Below are 18,450 nucleotides of genomic sequence, written 5' to 3'. Positions count from 1 at the left end.
CAGTTTCCAGCCTTTGCTGACCAGAGAATCGCCAACGCGTACGGCTGATCTGGAAATACAGGCTTCCAGATCTTTCAAGCTCGAAACCTGGGCCTTACAAAGGAAGGTGCAGAAACAAAGGCATACGATCAGGAAATATTTAGGCATCATTATCCAAAGTTAGGATTTATATGTCAAATATTTCTTTTAAGGCCTGGGTATAACCCCGGCTGGAGCTGCATTTAGATGCTGTACTGTCTGTCATAAGGAATACCAGGGTACCGTTAAAACTTTTTCTGATTTCTTTAATGGCATCTGAATTTATGAGGGTACTTCTGCTGATTCTTAAAAATGTATCCGGAAGTTTTTCCTGGAGTGCAGTAATGGTGAAATCGGTTAAGTGTCTCTTGCCGTCGGCCGTATTCAGGAAGACGTATTTGTCTTCTGCCTCAATAGAAGTAATGTCGGCAAGCTTGATGAGCAGGATCCGGTCCCCGATCTTTACAGTAAGGGTTTTAATCTCCTTTTTAATTTTAAGTTTTTCTGCAAGCAGGTTGAAGGGAATTTGGAGATCTGTTGCTCCTTGATGCTGTTGCAGTTTCTGTATGGATTTTTCCAGGCGTTCAGCTTCGACAGGTTTTAGCAGGTAATCCACAGATTCTTCCTCAAAGGCTTTTACTGCATATTGATCATAAGCGGTGGTGAAGATGACTTTTGGCTGTTTTTTAAGTTTCGAGAGCATTTCAAACCCGTTTAAAACAGGCATTTCTATATCCAGGAAAATGAGATCTGGCTGATGTTTTTCAATTTGCTGCAGGCCTTCTGCACCATTTGCAGCCTCAGCAATAATATCCAGATGATCATGAATACTCAGCAAACGTTTCAGCCGCTGGCGGGCCAGTTCTTCGTCGTCAATAATAATCGTGCGCCAGATTTTACTTGTCATGTAAGGGGATTTGAATTTTAATTTGTTTAAATGGTTCATTGGTGATTTGAAGCTCGTAGTTGCCGGGATATAAAAGCTCCAGTTTATCATAGGTGCTTTGCAGGCCATAACCGATTTCCAGTTCGGAAGGGAAGGGGTATCCATTATCTGAAATGATAATGTCCATTTTTTTCGTTTTTTTTATGCTGACCTTAAGTTCACCTTTTTCTATAGTGTCTTTTAAACCATGTTTTAAAGCATTTTCAACCAATGGCTGGATCAAAAAGCGAGGAATTTTTTCATGCGATATTGTTTTATCTATATCTATGATAAAATTAATTCTGTCGCCGAATCTGACCGTCTCTATATCGAGGTAAGTTTGAAGAATGTCGACTTCTTCCTCGACGGAAATCAGATTTTCCCCTCCCTGATTGATGCTGTATCTGAATAATTTCGACAGTTTCAGAGTCATACTTTCAGCCTTATCGGGATTAAAATGGATCAAGCTAGCAATAGCATTTAATGAATTATACAAAAAATGAGGGTTGATTTTGGATTGAAGTGTGGCCAGTTCTGCCTGTGTTTTCATCTGTTTTAGACGAAGTAAGTCCATTTCTTTCTCTTTGATCTTGGTGCTAAATCTAGACTTTTGTGAAAAATATATATAAGAAACCGTAGAAACGATGAGTGTAATTACACTGGCAAATAAGAAGTCAGATTTGTGGAAAAAAGTATATTTAGTTTTAAATAGGCCTGCAAAGGTATAATAAAGTAATTCTATAGCTATAAAAGCACCCGACAGACTAAACAGATAGTAGAGACTGATGTAAAATATGTGGCTGCCTTTTCCTGCCCACAGTCGCTTGGAAAAATGTATGCTGTTAGAAACAAAAAATCCAATTACACAACTGAAAAGCAATTGGAAAATAGCTCTTCTGGTTCCAATCCATTGTCCATTAAGCACAGATATTAAAATGCAAAGGATAATTCCTATGCCCAGGCCAACTAAAATAGCATAAATTGTCATCTTTAGCCAGTATTTGAAGTTGAATATTTCAATCTGCGCGATGTCAGTTTTGCATGGCGGGGAAAGGGGCTTTTTCATCGGCTAAACAGGTCTATATATACTAAATACAATTAAGGATCTTTACAAGAGTAATAACTATTCTTGCCTGAATTCAAAAATGTAATTTAATTTAAGCAGAACAAATATATAACCGACGAAAGGCTGGATAAGAAGGATAGATGGTTATTAAAAACAAAAAAGAAGCTGCTAAAGACAGCTTCTTTTTTATTCAATAGGTTTAGGCCTGCAAATCAGACATCAGGCTATGGATTTTTGTGCCTAATCCTTCATTTACTTCGTCAAATTTGGTTTTATCAGTCAAAGGTGCATTTACGCTGCAGTAGAACTTGATTTTTGGCTCCGTGCCCGAAGGACGTGCGGAAACAATACTGCCATCTGCAGTAATGAATTGTAAAACATCAGATTTAGGTAATTCAAGTGGAGTTGTTTTACCTGTGTTTAAATCTGTTTCAATACGCAATTCATAGTCTTTTAATGTGGTTACTTTCGATCCCCCTAATTCTGCAGGTGGATTATTTCTGAATTTCTCCATCATCGCCTTGATCTCCTCTGCGCCGGTTTTACCTTTTTTAGTTAGCGAAACCAATTCTTCACGGTATAAACCATGTTGTGCATACATATCTATTAAGGCATTATACAAACTGCTGCCTTTATCTTTATAATATGCGGTCATTTCTGCAATAAAAGCACAGGAAATGACTGCATCTTTATCTCTTACCAGTTCGCCAACCGAGTAGCCGTAGCTTTCTTCACCTCCTACGATGAAGGTCTTTTTACCTTGTAAACTGGTGATGAGCTGGCCGATCCATTTAAATCCCGTTAAGGTATTATAATAAGTTACTTTTTTAGATTTAGCGATTTCTTCGATCAGATTGGACGTTACAATGGTTTTAACAATATATTGGTTGCCATCAATTTTTCCTTTCTCTTCCCATGCGGTGAGCAAATAATGAACCAGTAAACTACCGGTCTGGTTTCCGTTTAGGAGTACCCATTCATTATTATTGTTTTTAACAGCAATTCCTACACGGTCTGCATCCGGGTCTGTAGCCAGTACAAGGTCTGCATCAATTTCCGCTGCTTTTTTAAGTGCCAGTGTCATCGCTTCTTTTTCCTCCGGATTTGGATAAACTACGGTTGGAAAATTCCCATCAGGTTTACTTTGTTCTTCCACGACGGTCAGGTTGGTGAAGCCAAACTGGGCCAGAGCTTTAGGAACCAAAGTGATCCCGGTACCATGGATAGGAGAGTAGACAATTTTCAGGTCTTTTTGTCTGGATATGGCTTCTGGAGAAACAGACAAAGCTGTAATCCTGTCCAGGTAAAGTTGATCGATATCTTCGCCGATCAGTTCAACATTGCTGTCGATGCGGTCAAATTTAACTTCATCAATACTGGTGATTCTGGCCACTTCATTCATCACTTCTTTGTCGTCAGGGGAAGTGAATTGACCTCCGTCATTTCCATAGGCCTTGTATCCATTATATTCTTTTGGGTTGTGCGAAGCGGTGAGCATGACACCACTTTTGCAGCCCAGTTCACGTATGGCAAAAGAAAGTTCTGGTGTAGGTCTTAATTCTTTGAAAAAATAGACATGGATGCCATTTGCTGAAAAAACATCAGCTGTTATTTTCGCAAAGTAGTCGGAATTGTTCCGGCTGTCGTGTGCTATTGCCACTTTAATTTGTTCGCCAGGATATTTTTTTAGCAGATAATTGCTTAATCCTTGTGTAGCGGTACCAATGGTATACTTGTTGATCCGGTTGGAACCAGCACCCATAATTCCTCTTAATCCTCCTGTTCCAAATTCCAGGTTGCGATAAAAAGCATCCGTCAATTCAGTATACGCTTCTTTATCTAATAACTGCTGGATGTCGTTTTTTGTCTGCTGATCGTAACTTCCATTAAGCCATTGGTTTATGGTGTTTAGTGTTGAGGATTCTAACTGCATATATTTAGTTTGTCTTTTTTAAAATTTTACTCTTTAACAAATTCTTTAGTAGGATGTTTTGCTGGAAGGCCCGAAACGCGCTGTTTCCAAATTTTATTTTGCTTATATCCTTATTATTAACGCTGTTTTAGTTATTTTCACGCCCTGATAGAAATTCATCCAAATTATGCAATTAATTAGGAATTTTTTCTGTCATGAATAACAAAAATATAAATATTACCCTATAGAATGGCTTTATAACCATCGAAAATGCAATTTTAAATTAAACGAAAAAACAACCCCAAAAAAAATGAAGATATTAAAGTTTGGAGGAACTTCCGTTGGAAGCCCTGAGCGGATGACTAAGTTGCTGGATATCATTAATCCCGCAGAAGAACAAATTGTGGTTTTATCAGCGGTGTCTGGTACCACCAATAGTTTAGTAGAAATCTCTGGCAAACTTTTAAAGGAAGACAAACAAACGGCGTTAACTTTGATTAACGCCCTACATCAAAAATATAATGCATTTGTAATTGAATTGCTGCCTGAGGGTGATTTCAGACAACAGGGACAGGAAGTGGTAGATTATCATTTCGGTTTCCTGGCTTCTTTGGTCAATGATATTTTTACGCCAATTGAAGAAAAAGTTGTTCTGGCACAGGGTGAGCTGTTGTCTACTACCTTATATCATATCTATTTAAAATCTATCGGCGTTGCTTCAGTATTGCTTCCAGCCTTAGATTTTATGAAGATAGACGAAGACAATGAGCCGGATATTGCTTTTACGACTAAAAACCTGACCCCATTACTGGAGCAGCATAAAGGAAATACACTGTTTATTACCCAGGGTTTTATTTGTAGAAATAGTTTTGGTGAAGTGGATAACCTGAGAAGAGGGGGGAGTGATTATACTGCTTCTTTATTGGGCGCGGCAATTATGGCTGAAGAAGTACAGATCTGGACGGATATCGATGGAATGCACAACAATGATCCGAGGATTGTGAAAGGAACCAAGCCGATTTCTCATCTTTCTTTTGATGAAGCGGCAGAGCTGGCCTATTTTGGCGCAAAGATTCTTCATCCGCAATCGGTTTTTCCTGCACAAAAATACAAGATTCCTGTTCGGCTTTTAAATACGATGGAGCCTAAAGCATTAGGTACATTGATTTCTGCAGCTAGTGAAAAGGGTAAAATTAAATCTATTGCAGCTAAAGATGGTATTACGGCGATTAAGATCCAGTCAAGCCGGATGTTGCTGGCTTATGGATTTCTAAGAAAAGTATTTGAGATTTTTGAGCGTTACAAAACGCCAATCGATATGATCACAACTTCTGAAGTGGCAGTGTCTTTAACGATAGATTTTACAGATAATCTGGATGAAATTGTAAAGGAGTTACATGCATTTGGTACGGTAGAGTTGGATAAAGATCAGTCAATTGTCTGTGTTGTGGGTGATTTTGGCGCTGAAAAGCATGGTTATGCTTCCAGAGTATTGGATGCTTTAAAACATATTCCAATACGGATGATCTCTTACGGAGGGAGTAACTATAATATTTCATTGCTGATCAATACCGGCGATAAAACTGAGGCATTGAGAAGTTTGCATAACCGTTTATTTGAATAAGAATAAACCGCAGGTCATTTCTTTCTCAGGTAAGTGATGATGGCGATAAGAATAAAGACGAGTATGATAAAGAACCTTGTTCTTCTGTCATACTCTTTTCTACTGATCTTTTGCCGTTGCAGATCGAAATAGTTGCCTATATAAATCAATGACAATCCAATTAAACAAAATATAATCAGATATTTAAACATTATGTTTTCTAATAAAGATATTACCCATTTTGCAAATATAGAGACGCCATTCTATTATTATGATCTTACCTTACTGCAAAATACATTGGATGCCTGCGCTCAGGCTGCAAAGGTGTACAATTTTCATGTGCATTATGCCATGAAAGCTAATTTTAATCCGATGGTTTTGGAAAAAATCAAATCAACAGGTTTTGGTGCAGATTGTGTGAGTGGTGGAGAGGTCAAAAAAGCTATTGAGATCGGTTTTGATAGGAGTAAGGTGGTTTTTGCCGGCGTCGGTAAGTCAGATAAAGAGATTAACGATGCCCTTGATCAGGATATTTTCTGCTTTAATGTAGAATCTATTCAGGAATTAGGGGTAATTAATGAGCTTGCGGCCAAACGTGCGAAGAAAGCAAGGGTTGCCATTCGCATCAATCCGAATGTGGATGCGCATACGCATCATAACATTACTACCGGATTGGATGAGAATAAGTTTGGGATCAATTCCTGGGACTTATCTGACTGCGCAGAAACTTTAAAGCAATGTGAACAACTGGAATTTATCGGTATTCATTTTCATATCGGTTCGCAGATTACAAATCTGGACGTGTATAAAAACCTTTGTGTAAGGGTGAATGAATTTGCGGCCTGGTTTGAAGAGCGGGGATTTTTGGTTAAGGTACTGAATGTTGGTGGCGGTTTGGGTATTGATTACCATAACCCGGATCAGCAGATTCCTGATTTTGAGGCGTATTTTAAGATATTTAACGATTTTCTGGAAGTGAGAAGCAATCAGGAAGTTCATTTTGAGCTTGGAAGGGCCTTGGTTGGACAGTCTTCTTCATTGATCAGTAAGGTTTTGTATGTGAAGAACGGTAAGAAGAAAAATTTCATTATTCTGGATGCGGGTATGACGGAACTGATGCGTCCGGCTTTGTACCAGGCTTATCATAAGATAGAGAATTTAACCAGGCAGGGCGTAACTGACAATTCCGTTAAGTATGATGTAGTTGGCCCGATTTGCGAGAGTACGGATTGCTTTGGTAAAGAAGTGGAATTGCCGGAAACGAGCAGGGGTGACCTTATTGCGCTGAGGAGTACAGGAGCTTATGGCGAAGTCATGGCCTCACATTATAACCTCCGTGAAAATGTAAATGTAGCTTATAGCGAATAGGCTTGTTTGAAAAATCAATATACTCTTCGAGGACTGGACTCCTTGCCCCGCTTCGCTCTTGTGGCAAGGCGCCCTGAGGTCCTCTCAGAGTAATATTGATTTTTTTTGTTGCCTATAGCGATTCGCATATAAGCAATATTTAATTTTTCTCTTCGATTTGAGGGAGTAAGACCGTTAGTTGGTTGCTTATGAATTATGGTGAAAGCGATTTTTGCGTCTTTACTCTGCGCCATGCATGGATTCCCCGCCTTTGTTACTAAGCGTCTTCAAAAAAATAAGGATACATTTTCAGGACCTCAGGGGGCTTTGCCACAAGAGCGAAGCGGGGCAAAGACTCCAGTCCAGAAAATGTATCCTTGTTTTTTCGTTCCAGCTTAGGACCCCTCTTTTTTACTCTTCTTCGAAGAAATCCTGCAGGCCACCAAAGTAATGTTCACTTAAGCCACCGGTAAAGTCATCATAATCTTCTTCAGGAATATTGGTTTGTACAAATTCAAGAGAAGTACCTTTCTTATCCGGGTGCAGTTTGATAGTTACAATGGAGGGTTCATTATCTTCTCCGAAATACCATTGCTGTACAATTTTCTTTCCAGGGTCAAATTCAATATTCTTACCTACGATGTCACCATCCCAGAAGGAAAACTCTGTTCCGGCTTCTTCTGTGAATTCAACTTCTGCACCAGTCCAGAGCTGAATGCTTTGCTCTTTGGTCAGTGCCAGATAAACTTCTTCGGGAGGAGCGGGGAAACTATAGTATTTTTTAAACGTTTTCATCTTTTGGGGTATTTGTTAAATCAGGTCCTTTTGTCTCTGAGGTGTGGTTTTGTCGGCTAAAATACGCTGAGATTTGCGAATTCTTATATTCGATGAGTTCTTTTTTCCATAAAACCTCTGGATAGGTGAATACAAATGTCTCTTTTACCCGGTTTGATCTTTGATAGCAAAGAATCCAAAGGACACAGAAACCTATAGCAAATATCCTGGTCATTGTGGTAGTTGTGTCTGGAAAGACCGGACGTTCTGCCAGGAAATTGATATAACAATCTCCGACAAATCTAATCAGGACCACACAAATAAGAAAATGGAGGTATTGAATATATCGTTCAGGGAAAGATGTTCTTCTGTTGTAAAAAAGAAATAGCAGCAAGATTACCCAACTCATCTTTAAGGCTATAGCAATAACCTCGATGGTATAGTAAGCACCGGCAAGAAACTTGGCTGAACCTTTAAGACTACTAATCCATTGCCAGGTTGCGGACGAAAATGCACCGGAAAGATTGGCTTCTCCGATAATGCTGATTGGACTTAGGCTCAAAATAATGGCAGTAAAAATAATCCAGCCACCTATTGATCTGCTTTCTGCCATTTGCTCAAGATTAAATTCAATCTTTTTTTGATAGATCCTGGTAAAGAAGATTCCGGAAATCAGGAAAATGAGTATGGCCAGGCCAAGAAGATATGGGTTTGAATTTTGGGCAATTGATGTATCGTTGTTTCCCCAGGAGAGATAAAAAGACAGATGATCTTTAATCTCCTTGGTGTCTTTAACATAAGCCTTAACATCTTTTCCTTCTATATAGTCTTTCATACTTCGGTACGAATAATTAAGCCTAAGCTGATTACCACGGATAAAAGAGTTAAATTCAAAATAATAATTGTCGGTCTCTACCCTTTTGTTTTGTTCTTCAATTGACCAGGCTTTGGGTAAATTGATGAATACGTTTTCCTCTATGTTGACCGGAAATTTCAGGGACATGGGTTCTGTACGGTTTTTAGGTTTAATATTGCGAAGTTCAGCATAAATAAGATCTCCGTAGAAGTTGACATGACGATCTTCGCCATCCTCTTTTTTCCATATATCCTCTATTTGATAGCATTCGGTAATGTTTATGGTGTTGGATTCCTCGTTGTCATCAATTGCGATTGGCTTTATGTTTTCTGCATCCGGATAGTACTTTGTAATATATTCGAGAAAAGATTTTTGCAGGTCATCCTGTCCTTCATCGGCAATTGTTGAACGAATATCATCAGCGTAGTTGTCTGTATAGGTACTTTTTATCGTTAATATTGTTGCTTTCTTTCCTGAAGTATCTGCCAGATCAAAAACCAGATTGGATACCAATTTGCCCGTTGCAATACTAACAACACTTTCAGGATGTTTTACACCTGGCTTTAAGACCAATCCCTGTCCATAATTTGGAAAGTAAATGCTGTCATAAGCACCTCTTTGGTAAGATATAGTGGGGTCTATCCATATTTTTGATTGTTTGTGTTCGATAACGACTACTGCATGATTGAATAGCATTGGGCTTGGTAAAAAGTCAGTCGTGTTTTTACCGGAATAGGTATCTATATAGGACATATAGGCATTTACGTTTGCCTTATTTAGCAGATAGATCAGTAATAAAGATTTATCTTTGCAATCTCCATACCTTTGTTGAAGTACCTTCTCCGGTGAATTGGGCCGCTGAGAATATACCCCCATCTCTACGCCCATATATCTGATCTCATCCTGTACAAAACGAACAGCCAACTGAATGTACTTTTCGGGTTTGTTACCGGCAAGCCGAAGCAGTTCTGTTACTTTTTTATCTAAAAGTGGAGTCTTTAAGCCGGGGTAGCTATTGGTTTTTCGCCCCCAGTCAACTACTTCTTCCCAGTTTTGGTATTCTGTAACCTGGGTGTATTTAAATGGCTCATACCAGGAGGGAGTATAATCAACGTTTCTGTAAGTGTCTGTTAAAGAGCTTTCCCATTCGTACATACGTAAACCGCCCAATTCGGTGATTTTTGGAGCAGTTTTAAAATTGAAATTCTTTAATTGAAGTGATCGTGATTTATTTACGATCAGATTGGTATACCGCTGGCCCGCACTGCTGGAATTTTCAAAATAGAATGTATTTGCATACTTGGTGCCAAAAATTGGATTGGTGCCTTTACGGGTGTAAGAATATTCAATACGATCACCTTTACGGACGTCATCAAGGATTAAATAAGCATCATAAGTCCCACTGTAGATGAACCTCGACAGGTTCTTCTCGTTCTGCAGAATTTTGAATTTTGAGGCATCTAATTTATCGGTTGGCTTATTGTTTCGCCAGATGGTGATGTTATGAAAGATGAGTTTTTCGTAGGAAGGATCGTAAGTAACTGAAATCTGCGAGCCATTTTGAACACCGGCATCAGATACAATTTGCCTGATCACATGAATATAGTTTTCCTCTAACTCCACCTGGTTTTGTTGATCCACTAATGCGGAATAGTAACCATCATTGATGTCCTTTTCTTTTGGTTGTTTTCCGTTGAGGTTTATTTTTACAATCCAGGGTGGTGTGTTCCGGGAAACAGAGAAATTTTTACCCTGTCCGTAGCAGAGTAAAGTGCTTAAGGAGAAAATTAAGCAATAGCAATGTTTGTTAAATAGATTTTTCAAGCTTGAGGTCGTATTAGAGAGGGGGTGGAGAGAGAGCGTTAATCCTTTTTATTTAAATGCGTTCAGACCAGTTACATCCATCCCGGTGATCAACAGGTGGATGTCATGTGTGCCCTCATAGGTAACTACTGATTCCAGGTTCATCATATGGCGCATAATGGAGTACTCACCTGTGATTCCCATTCCACCGAGCATCTGCCTTGCATTTCGGGCAATGTCCAGGGCAATTTCAACACTATTTCTTTTGGCCATGGAAATTTGTTCGGCTGAAGCGCGGTTTTCACTTTTTAGAACACCCAAACGCCAAACCAGTAACTGGGCTTTAGTGATTTCAGTGACCATTTCGGCCAGTTTCTTTTGCTGGAGCTGGAAGCCGCCGATAGGTTTTCCAAATTGCACACGCTCTTTGGCATAGCGCAGTGCAGTATCGTAACAATCCATAGCTGCACCTAAAGCACCCCAGGCAATACCATATCGGGCTTGGTTTAAACAGCCCAACGGCCCTTTTAGCCCTCGGATGTCAGGAAATAGATTTTCTTTCGGGATCTTAACATTGTCAAAGACCAGTTCGCCGGTGGCCGAAGCCCTTAAACTCCATTTATTATGGGTTTCTGGTGTGCTGAACCCCTCCATGCCGCGTTCTACAACCATACCTCTGATTTTACCCGTTTCGTCTTTTGCCCAAACAACAGCGATATCTGCAAAAGGGGCATTGGAGATCCACATCTTTGCACCATTTAAAATATAGTGATCGCCATTTTCTTTGATATTGGTCACCATTCCACCAGGATTGGAACCGTGGTCTGGTTCTGTCAGGCCAAAGCAGCCCATCATTTCGCCTGTGGCTAGTTTTGGTAAGTATTTTTTACGTTGTTCTTCAGTTCCATAAGTGTATATAGGATACATAACCAGAGAACCTTGCACAGAAGCCGTAGAACGAATGCCCGAGTCGCCACGTTCTATTTCCTGCATCAGGATGCCATAAGCTATATAATCAAGACCTGCGCCACCATATTCTACTGGAATAGTAGGTCCAAACGCGCCAATTTCACCAAGGCCTTTGATCAGGTGTTTGGGAAATTTTGCTCTTTGGGCAAAGTCTTCTATAATTGGGCTTACCTCTTTTTTGACCCAATCACGTGCAGTAGAACGGATCAGTTTATGTTCATCAGACAACAGTTCGTCCAGAAGATAATAGTCAGGAGCTTCGTAAAGGTCTTTCTTTGCAGATGTATTCATATGTACAAATATTTGGTTCCGCTATCTTTTTCTATGTTTAATTAAATCAATTGATTTATTAGGATAGTTACGTCCAAAGTTAATAATTTAGCGGAATGGGCTGCTAAAAGCGTCCGAAAATTTAATTTTGCTGCAAAACAAAGAAATGCTGATACAAACTGTTGCACTTAAGGATGTGAAATTCTATGCTTTACATGGGTATTACCCGGAAGAGCAATTGACTGGAAACCACTTTTTAGTCAGTATTGAGGTCACTTTTAACCACTCGGGTGATACAGAGAATTTGCTCCATACTGTAAATTACGAAGTATTGAATACGATTATGAGAGAGGAAATGGCCAATACGCAGAAAATGCTCGAAACGGTAGTAAAAAAAATGCTGGACAGGGTATTGGAGAGCTATCCGTTTTTGCTCAGTATCGAGGTTGGGATTAAAAAAATGCATCCCCCAATGCCAGGGGAGATTAACCACTCCTTTGTACAGTTGCATTATACAGCAGAATAAATCTGCCAGATGGCAGAACATGAATATAAAATTTATAAAATCAAATACAAACCCTGATGTCCTATACTAAAATCACACCTGATTTTCTTTTGAAACTTAAAGAAGCTGTCGGTGCTTCCAACGTTTTTACAGATGAAGAATCTTTGGGTAACTATGCGCATGACGAAACCGAAGATCTGAAATATTACCCGGAAGTTGTGGTAAAGCCTTTAGATACGGCAAGTGTTGCTGCCTTACTTAAAATATGCAATGAACACCATGTTCCTGTAACACCAAGAGGTGGAGGAACCGGTCTCAGTGGAGGTGCCTTGCCGGTTTATGCAGGTGTATTGTTGTCCATGGAAAAATTTAAGGCGATCATTGACATTGATACAGAGAATTTGCAGGCTATTGTAGAACCTGGTGTTATTACAGAAGAGTTTATGAATGCGGTAGCTGAAAAGGGCTTGCTGTATCCTATAGACCCTTCCAGCAAGGGATCTTGTTTTATTGGTGGTAATGTTGCGCACGGTTCAGGCGGTCCAAGGGTGGTGAAGTATGGAACAATAAGAGAATATATACTGAACCTCGAGGTCGTATTACCTACGGGAGAGGTGATCTGGACCGGAGCAAACACTTTAAAATATGCATCAGGCTATAACCTGACTCAGTTAATGATTGGTTCTGAAGGTACATTAGGCGTGGTGACCAAAATTGTGACTAAACTGATTCCAAGGCCGACGCAAAATGTATTGATGATGGCCTCTTTTACTAAAAATGAAGATGCCTGTGCGGCTGTTTCTGCAATTTTCAGGGCGGGGATTACGCCCTCTGCCCTGGAGTTTATGGAGCGTAAAGGGGTGGAATGGGTAATTAAATACGATGACATCAAGTTTGATCTTAAAGATGAAGTGAATGCATTTTTGATGATGGAGTTTGATGGGGATGACCTGGATACCATCTTTAAGGATTGTGAAAAAGCAAATCTGGTACTTGAGAACTTCAATTGTACAGATGTGTTATTTGCAGATACCGCTCAGCAAAAAGATGATTTATGGAGAATCAGGAGAACAATGCCAGAGTCGGTGAAATCCAATTCTATTTATAAGGAAGAAGATACCGTAGTACCAAGAGCTGCTTTACCTAAGCTCATTGCAGGCATTAAGGAAATTGGAGGACGTTATGGTTTTGAGAGTGTTTGTTACGGACATGCTGGAGATGGAAACCTGCACGTAAATATCATTAAAGCAGGTATGAGTGATGAAGACTGGAAGAATAAACTTAAAGATGGTATTGTAGAGATTTTTGAGTTGACCAGTGCACTGGGTGGTACTATTTCCGGAGAGCACGGAATTGGACTTGTTCAAAAAGAGTTTATGCCAATTAAATATAGTGAGGTCCACTTAAATCTGATGCGGAGCATTAAGAAAGTGTTTGATCCAAATGGTATTTTAAATCCTGGTAAAATATTTTAGATCGTATTCAAGATCCCGGAATGTCATCCGGGATCTTGAAATTCTATTTAGTTGTTGTTCAACTGTTCAAAAACAATCATTTTATTCTTTTCGTTTTCAGGTATTTCAGTAGCTGCCTTGGTTTGATAATCAAAGGCCACGCATATTGTTTTACCCTTGCTGCAGATCAGTTCCGTATTGTTGGTCGTTTTTACAATAATGTATTCCAGATCAAAGCTCGTCTTCCCAATCCGCGAGGTACGTACATAGATATGAACCTTATCTTCTAATAAAATAGGGTGAATATAATCCAGGCTGGCTTGCGCAATCACGACACCGGTTTTCTTCCAATCCCATTTAATAGCCTGTTTCCAGTATTTGGCTCTGGCGATCTCCAGATAGGTAAAGTACACCGCATTATTTACATGACCCATCATATCATAATCTGCAAAGCGCAGTTCTAATGTCGTTTTGTACTTGAATAAATCCAATTCATTCATTTTTACTGCCTTTTTGTCTGTCTGTTTTTCTTTTGAATGCCATAATGTCTTAAATATCATAAAAATAGGGATTGGTATGAGTGTTGAACAATGGGAGATATACGATTAAAATAAAAAGTTTAAAATTAAATAACAGGAGAAATAGCAATGACACTAGTAAAATTTAACAACAGAACCAGAAACAACGCACCTTATTTTAACAACATTTTTGACTCATTGTTTAACGAAGCGTTAAATAAAAACTTAAACGTGAATAAAATTCCTGGTGTTAATATCTTAGAATCTGATGCAGATTACAAAATTGAACTTGCGGCACCAGGTTTAAACAAAGAAGATTTTCAAATCAATTTGAAAAAAGACACACTTTCTGTATGGGCAGAGAAAAAAGTAAGTGAAGAAGATAAAAAAGAATATACCCGCAGAGAGTTTGATTATTTCTCTTTCGCAAGATCATTTGTGTTGCCAGAAAGCGTAGACGGAGATAAGATCAGTGCAGAATACACCAACGGTATTTTAAATATTACTATAGGTAAGAAAGACGAAAGTCAATCACAAAGCAAAGAAATTAAAGTTTCATAATTTGGTTTAGATAGGGTTGTAAGGGGTTGCCGGATGGTAACCCCTTATTTTTTTGTGAATTTTTCTGTTGTCTAGAAATTAAACGCTGCGGATAGTCTGGCAAACCTGCCCAAAATCGGGCGTGCATAATAGATAGATCCGGGAGCCGTGGTAATCCGCGGATTTCCCTCCGTTAACCCGATCGTATTGGTTAAGTTGGAACCATCTATAGCGAAGCGCATTTTGTTTACTTTCAGGGAAACACCTGCATTCAGTACATCAAATCTTGGTAGGGCAAAGACATTGGCATTGTCAGAATATTTTTTGCCAAAATGATTCACCTCAGCATAGATGGTCAAGGCCTTGGTAATGTTGTAGGAAGGGCGTATCGTGCCATAGAAACTAGGAATTCTGCGTACTTTATTTCCGTTGTAATCAAAACCATTACCCGAGAAATCTCTGAATTTTGGATCCTGAATCGTAGCATTTAAAGTGAGGCTAAAATCGCCGGCATTGAGCTGACCTTCCAGTTCCAACCCGAGGTTTTTGGCTTTGGCAAATTTATTTTCTGAAGTACCGTTGGCCAATACATCTGTAAAGGCGATATTGTCGAGGTTCATATAGAAAGCATTGGCAAAGAAAGCATATTGCTGGCCCTGATATTTGTATCCGAGTTCAAACTGGTTGATAACAGTTGGTTTTAATGCTGTTAAATTGCTGGCATTATCAAAATAGGACTCTTCCAAAGGAGAGCGGAATCCATTGCTGTACCGGATGTAGGTAGCCATATTATCGGAAAATTTATAATTTGCGGCGGCGCTTCCGGATAAGCGGTTAATGTTATATTTCCAATATTGGTAAGGACCACTGATGTTGGTAATGGAATTGTCTGCGGTGGTGCTTTTGAAATCAAAACCTGTATTGTTGCTGTTGTCAAGGCTTTGGGCTGCAGACTGCGTAGCCTTGTAGCCACTATACCTGTCCATGTCAAAGCGTAATCCTAGATCGAAGGTCAGGTTTTCATTTGCTTTAATCTGTGCATTTCCAAAAACAGCATTGACATCTCCTTTGGTCTGTGCCTGACGGGTTAAAAATGAAATATCCGCAACACCGTTATAGGTTCTGGAGTAATTGCTACTTCCTGCAGGTACCGATTTATCCACCAGGTTTAGTAGTTGTGGATTGTCGGATACGCTGACGAGCAGGTTGCTCCAGTTCCATTGCTGATTGGAAGTCCAGTTGGAGTAATAATAACCAAGCGAAAGGGTCGTTTTGTCATTTTTGTAATCAAACCTCAGGTTGTTGGCAAAGTTTCTCATTTGCTTGTCAATGGCCCAATACCCCACCTTGGCTACCAAAGCCGGGTTTACTACAGCGCCTGTGCCGGCATCTGTATATTCGGGGTTCAGTACCGGGAAGGAAGCCCCCGCAGAGGTGGTATAGCCTTTGGCAAAATCAGCTGCAGTTTGTGGCTCTGCCCCCGGGAATATGGCTGTATATTGCATATTGATATTGGTATACCTCATGTTGTTGTTTACACTAAAGCCACTGCCTAAATCAGTTTTGAATTCTGCACCATACGCATTAACAACAGGATGGACGCCATCTTCCAGGTTCCTGTTATAAGTTCCTCCGCCCAATTGCGGTACGCTTAACTGGCTGAAATTTCTGGAAGTCAATGTTCCCGTATTTGGATTAAAGCCATCGATACCTTTAGGATGGTCTTTGTCTGTTAAAGGGATTGGAAGTAAGAAAAGGTTTCTGTCATCCAGTCTTTTGTAAGAGAGTTTGATGTAACCATTATCGAGGTTGTATTTCAGGTTCATTTTGAACTGACCACCATCATTTGCTTTAAAACCTGGGTTTCTGACTCCGTTTTCTGTTCTGTAAAAACCACCGATATTGTAAAATAATTTATCCGGAATGATGGCTCCGCCAATATTTAGGTCTGTTCTGAAGAGTCCGGATGTGCCTGTACTGAGTTTTACAGTTCCGCCGAAGTCATTGCTGCCCGTCTTGGTGATGAAATTGATGATACCTCCCGGAGCATTGGTGGCAAATATAGAGCCTGATCCACCTCTTAAAGCCTCCATTCTGGAGATGGTCTCGTCTACGCGCAGCCAATTGTCTGCATTGGCAAATTGTAAAGCGCCGTCTTCAAATACAGGCATACCGTCTTCCTGAACCTGTACAAACTCATAAGCTCCTGCAGAGGGGATACCTCTGGCAAAGAGGTTATTTCCAACCTCACCACCAGATGTCTCTACAACAAAACCAGGCACATGTTTTAGTAAATCAGCTGCACTGGAAGGAGCAAGTTGCTCAATATTTTTGCTGCTGAAGCTGGAAATGGCCACACTGGATTCGATTTTTTTTAAGGCATTGGTGCTTCCGGTAATCACAACAGAATTGAGTTCCATAAGGTCTTCCAGCAGAACGATGTTTAGTGGGCCACCAGCATTAGTGATGGTTTGTTCAACCGGTTTATAGCCTATTGCACTGACCACAAGAATCTTTCCTACCGCTGCGTTTAAGGCAAATTTTCCCGCCTGGTCTGTGGAAGTGCCGGTTTTGGACCCTTTAATGGTCACCGTTGCGCCGGGAATAGGCTGACCGTTTTTATCCACAACGGTACCCGATACCGTTTCTGTTTTTTTAAGATATGCAGTCCCCGGACTGCTTTTTGCCAGCTCTGCATCGCTGAGGATACAGAGAAGTAAAAGAAATAATAAAGGTCTGTTCATAATTTGTTTTATTAATTGGTTAGTGTTGATGTTTCATTTTAAGGTAAACTCCATTGGTCCATCCAAAACCATCCTGGTTTGGATATTCGCCACCAGTTGCAGTTAAGTCTATATTTTCTACATTGTATTTTTCAGAAATCTTTCCTGTATCTGCAAAGTGTTTTTCAATAAGGCCTGTCCATCTGGAACGGATCTTCTCTGCCAGATCATGGTGCCCGTAGTTTAGAAGCCCTTTGTAGGCCACCCATTGGAGTGGTGCCCAGCCGTTTGGAGCATCCCATTGCTGTCCGGAGGAGTTCAGCGTGGTGAGCAGACCACCTTCTTTAAGGAAGTTGCGTTCCAGCTTTTCGGCAATGGCATCAGCTTCTTCCTGGTTCGAAATGCCTACAAACAAAGGATAGGCGATGGCTATGGAGTGAAAGTTGGTTTGACGCTCAGCTGAACGCTGATAATCGAAATAGGTCTGTATCGAATCTGACCACAAGTATTTCCGTATACTTTGTGCACGACACGTTGCTTTTTTGTGGAAAATATCGGCATTGCCGACGTTTCCGTTCATTCGCTCTGCCTTTTCTATGGTTTTTTCCAAATGCCAGAGCAGGGAATTCAGGTCTATTGGAATGATATCAGTTGTATATGCGGTTTCCAGATTTTGGTGGTCTTTGAACCATCTGCTGGAAAAATCCCAACCCGATTCGCAAGCTGCCCTGATATGGAGACAAATGTTCTTCTCTCCCTGTCTCATGGTTTCTGTATCTTCCAGGTAGCTTTCGGGTCTTGGTTTGTTTAGCTGATCATAATAGCGGTTCAGCAGATCGCCATTGGGCATCATCACCAGATGTTGTTCGGTGTGGTTTTGAAGATTCAGGTGGTTTTCCCCGGCCATCCAGAAAGCATATTCTTTAAGTAGCTGCGGCAGATAATGCTGGTAAGCTGCATTCCCCTTTTCTTCGCTGAGCAATTCGATCATATGGGAAAAGAATGGAGGTTGTGAGCGGCTTAAAAAATAAGTGCGGTTTCCATTGGGAATGAAACCAAACTGATCAATCAGATAGGCAAAGTTCTCTATCATACTTTCTATCAGGTCTATTCTTTTGGAAACCTGCAGGCCGAGCATGGTAAAATAACTGTCCCAGTAAAAACATT

Annotated in this window: 14 protein-coding genes; 5 read left to right on the top strand and 9 right to left on the bottom strand. The window is 40.1% G+C overall.

Annotation, left to right across the window (positions count from 1 at the left end; genetic code table 11):
- Window positions 1-166: 166 nt before the first annotated feature.
- From VNZ46_RS00765 to VNZ46_RS00755, 3 genes are all read right to left on the bottom strand, one after another.
- A complete protein-coding gene (locus VNZ46_RS00765; protein WP_325558153.1) occupies window positions 167-925 on the bottom strand; it encodes a LytR/AlgR family response regulator transcription factor in 759 nt (252 codons plus the stop codon).
- Window positions 915-2,009, bottom strand: coding sequence for a sensor histidine kinase (locus VNZ46_RS00760; RefSeq protein WP_325558152.1), 1,095 nt, complete (start codon window positions 2,007-2,009; stop codon window positions 915-917). Before VNZ46_RS00760 ends, VNZ46_RS00765 begins: the two co-directional genes overlap by 11 nt.
- A gap of 199 nt (window positions 2,010-2,208) precedes the next feature.
- Window positions 2,209-3,942, bottom strand: coding sequence for a phospho-sugar mutase (locus VNZ46_RS00755; RefSeq protein WP_325558151.1), 1,734 nt, complete (start codon window positions 3,940-3,942; stop codon window positions 2,209-2,211).
- A 289-nt stretch (window positions 3,943-4,231) separates the two neighbouring features.
- On the opposite strand from VNZ46_RS00755, the gene VNZ46_RS00750 reads away from it, so the two are divergent.
- Both VNZ46_RS00750 and lysA read left to right on the top strand, forming a co-directional pair.
- Entirely contained in the window at window positions 4,232-5,545 is a 1,314-nt protein-coding gene (locus tag VNZ46_RS00750; protein ID WP_325558149.1) for an aspartate kinase, read from the top strand.
- A gap of 192 nt (window positions 5,546-5,737) precedes the next feature.
- Entirely contained in the window at window positions 5,738-6,892 is a 1,155-nt protein-coding gene (gene lysA / locus VNZ46_RS00745) for a diaminopimelate decarboxylase (RefSeq protein ID WP_325558148.1), read from the top strand.
- A gap of 390 nt (window positions 6,893-7,282) precedes the next feature.
- Here lysA and VNZ46_RS00740 read toward each other — a convergent pair whose 3' ends face one another.
- Genes VNZ46_RS00740 through VNZ46_RS00730 form a run of 3 tightly spaced genes read right to left on the bottom strand, consistent with a single transcriptional unit; the run spans window position 7,283 to window position 11,564 of the window.
- Window positions 7,283-7,666 carry an SRPBCC domain-containing protein gene (locus VNZ46_RS00740; RefSeq protein ID WP_133782765.1) on the bottom strand — a complete coding sequence of 128 codons (384 nt, stop codon included), beginning with the start codon at window positions 7,664-7,666 and terminating at the stop codon, window positions 7,283-7,285.
- Window positions 7,653-10,325 carry a DUF3857 domain-containing protein gene (locus VNZ46_RS00735; protein ID WP_325558146.1) on the bottom strand — a complete coding sequence of 891 codons (2,673 nt, stop codon included), beginning with the start codon at window positions 10,323-10,325 and terminating at the stop codon, window positions 7,653-7,655. The genes VNZ46_RS00740 and VNZ46_RS00735 overlap by 14 nt, the downstream gene beginning before the upstream one ends.
- A gap of 48 nt (window positions 10,326-10,373) precedes the next feature.
- Window positions 10,374-11,564 carry an acyl-CoA dehydrogenase family protein gene (locus VNZ46_RS00730; RefSeq protein ID WP_325558145.1) on the bottom strand — a complete coding sequence of 397 codons (1,191 nt, stop codon included), beginning with the start codon at window positions 11,562-11,564 and terminating at the stop codon, window positions 10,374-10,376.
- A gap of 145 nt (window positions 11,565-11,709) precedes the next feature.
- On the opposite strand from VNZ46_RS00730, the gene folB reads away from it, so the two are divergent.
- Together folB and VNZ46_RS00720 are read left to right on the top strand one after the other, a co-directional pair.
- On the top strand, window positions 11,710-12,069 hold the full coding sequence (folB, locus tag VNZ46_RS00725; RefSeq protein WP_325558144.1) for a dihydroneopterin aldolase: 360 nt from the start codon (window positions 11,710-11,712) through the stop codon (window positions 12,067-12,069).
- A gap of 56 nt (window positions 12,070-12,125) precedes the next feature.
- Window positions 12,126-13,523, top strand: a complete 1,398-nt coding sequence (locus tag VNZ46_RS00720; protein WP_325558143.1) for an FAD-binding oxidoreductase — start codon at window positions 12,126-12,128, stop codon at window positions 13,521-13,523.
- A 47-nt stretch (window positions 13,524-13,570) separates the two neighbouring features.
- Here the strand turns inward: VNZ46_RS00720 and VNZ46_RS00715 are convergent, their stop codons facing one another.
- Entirely contained in the window at window positions 13,571-14,062 is a 492-nt protein-coding gene (locus tag VNZ46_RS00715; protein ID WP_199078701.1) for an acyl-CoA thioesterase, read from the bottom strand.
- 189 nt (window positions 14,063-14,251) lie between these two features.
- Here VNZ46_RS00715 and VNZ46_RS00710 point away from each other — a divergent pair, with 189 nt between their 5' ends.
- The gene (locus VNZ46_RS00710) at window positions 14,252-14,581 is read left to right on the top strand and encodes an Hsp20/alpha crystallin family protein (protein WP_325558142.1); all 330 of its coding nucleotides are present in this window, start codon (window positions 14,252-14,254) and stop codon (window positions 14,579-14,581) included.
- A 71-nt stretch (window positions 14,582-14,652) separates the two neighbouring features.
- On the opposite strand, the gene VNZ46_RS00705 is transcribed toward VNZ46_RS00710, so the two are convergent.
- Together VNZ46_RS00705 and VNZ46_RS00700 are read right to left on the bottom strand one after the other, a co-directional pair.
- The gene (locus VNZ46_RS00705) at window positions 14,653-17,304 is read right to left on the bottom strand and encodes a TonB-dependent receptor (protein WP_325558141.1); all 2,652 of its coding nucleotides are present in this window, start codon (window positions 17,302-17,304) and stop codon (window positions 14,653-14,655) included.
- Window positions 17,305-17,323: 19 nt separating this feature from the next.
- Window positions 17,324-18,450: trehalase family glycosidase (locus tag VNZ46_RS00700; RefSeq protein ID WP_325558140.1), on the bottom strand; the 1,127-nt coding region annotated here is incomplete at its 5' end.

It is taken from the genome of Pedobacter sp. (genome assembly GCF_035566355.1).
Lineage (GTDB): Bacteria > Bacteroidota > Bacteroidia > Sphingobacteriales > Sphingobacteriaceae > Pedobacter.
The sequence above is the reverse complement of the archived record's forward strand: the minus strand, read 5'-3'. Positions and strand labels throughout refer to the sequence as shown.

What these genes read in the sequence shown, in the direction of transcription:
- VNZ46_RS00765 (WP_325558153.1), bottom strand. Translation starts at nt 925, where the DNA reads ATGACAAGTAAAATCTGGCGCACGATTATTATTGACGACGAAGAACTG.
- VNZ46_RS00760 (WP_325558152.1), bottom strand. Translation starts at nt 2,009, where the DNA reads ATGAAAAAGCCCCTTTCCCCGCCATGCAAAACTGACATCGCGCAGATT.
- VNZ46_RS00755 (WP_325558151.1), bottom strand. Translation starts at nt 3,942, where the DNA reads ATGCAGTTAGAATCCTCAACACTAAACACCATAAACCAATGGCTTAAT.
- VNZ46_RS00750 (WP_325558149.1), top strand. Translation starts at nt 4,232, where the DNA reads ATGAAGATATTAAAGTTTGGAGGAACTTCCGTTGGAAGCCCTGAGCGG.
- lysA (WP_325558148.1), top strand. Translation starts at nt 5,738, where the DNA reads ATGTTTTCTAATAAAGATATTACCCATTTTGCAAATATAGAGACGCCA.
- VNZ46_RS00740 (WP_133782765.1), bottom strand. Translation starts at nt 7,666, where the DNA reads ATGAAAACGTTTAAAAAATACTATAGTTTCCCCGCTCCTCCCGAAGAA.
- VNZ46_RS00730 (WP_325558145.1), bottom strand. Translation starts at nt 11,564, where the DNA reads ATGAATACATCTGCAAAGAAAGACCTTTACGAAGCTCCTGACTATTAT.
- folB (WP_325558144.1), top strand. Translation starts at nt 11,710, where the DNA reads ATGCTGATACAAACTGTTGCACTTAAGGATGTGAAATTCTATGCTTTA.
- VNZ46_RS00720 (WP_325558143.1), top strand. Translation starts at nt 12,126, where the DNA reads ATGTCCTATACTAAAATCACACCTGATTTTCTTTTGAAACTTAAAGAA.
- VNZ46_RS00715 (WP_199078701.1), bottom strand. Translation starts at nt 14,062, where the DNA reads ATGATATTTAAGACATTATGGCATTCAAAAGAAAAACAGACAGACAAA.
- VNZ46_RS00705 (WP_325558141.1), bottom strand. Translation starts at nt 17,304, where the DNA reads ATGAACAGACCTTTATTATTTCTTTTACTTCTCTGTATCCTCAGCGAT.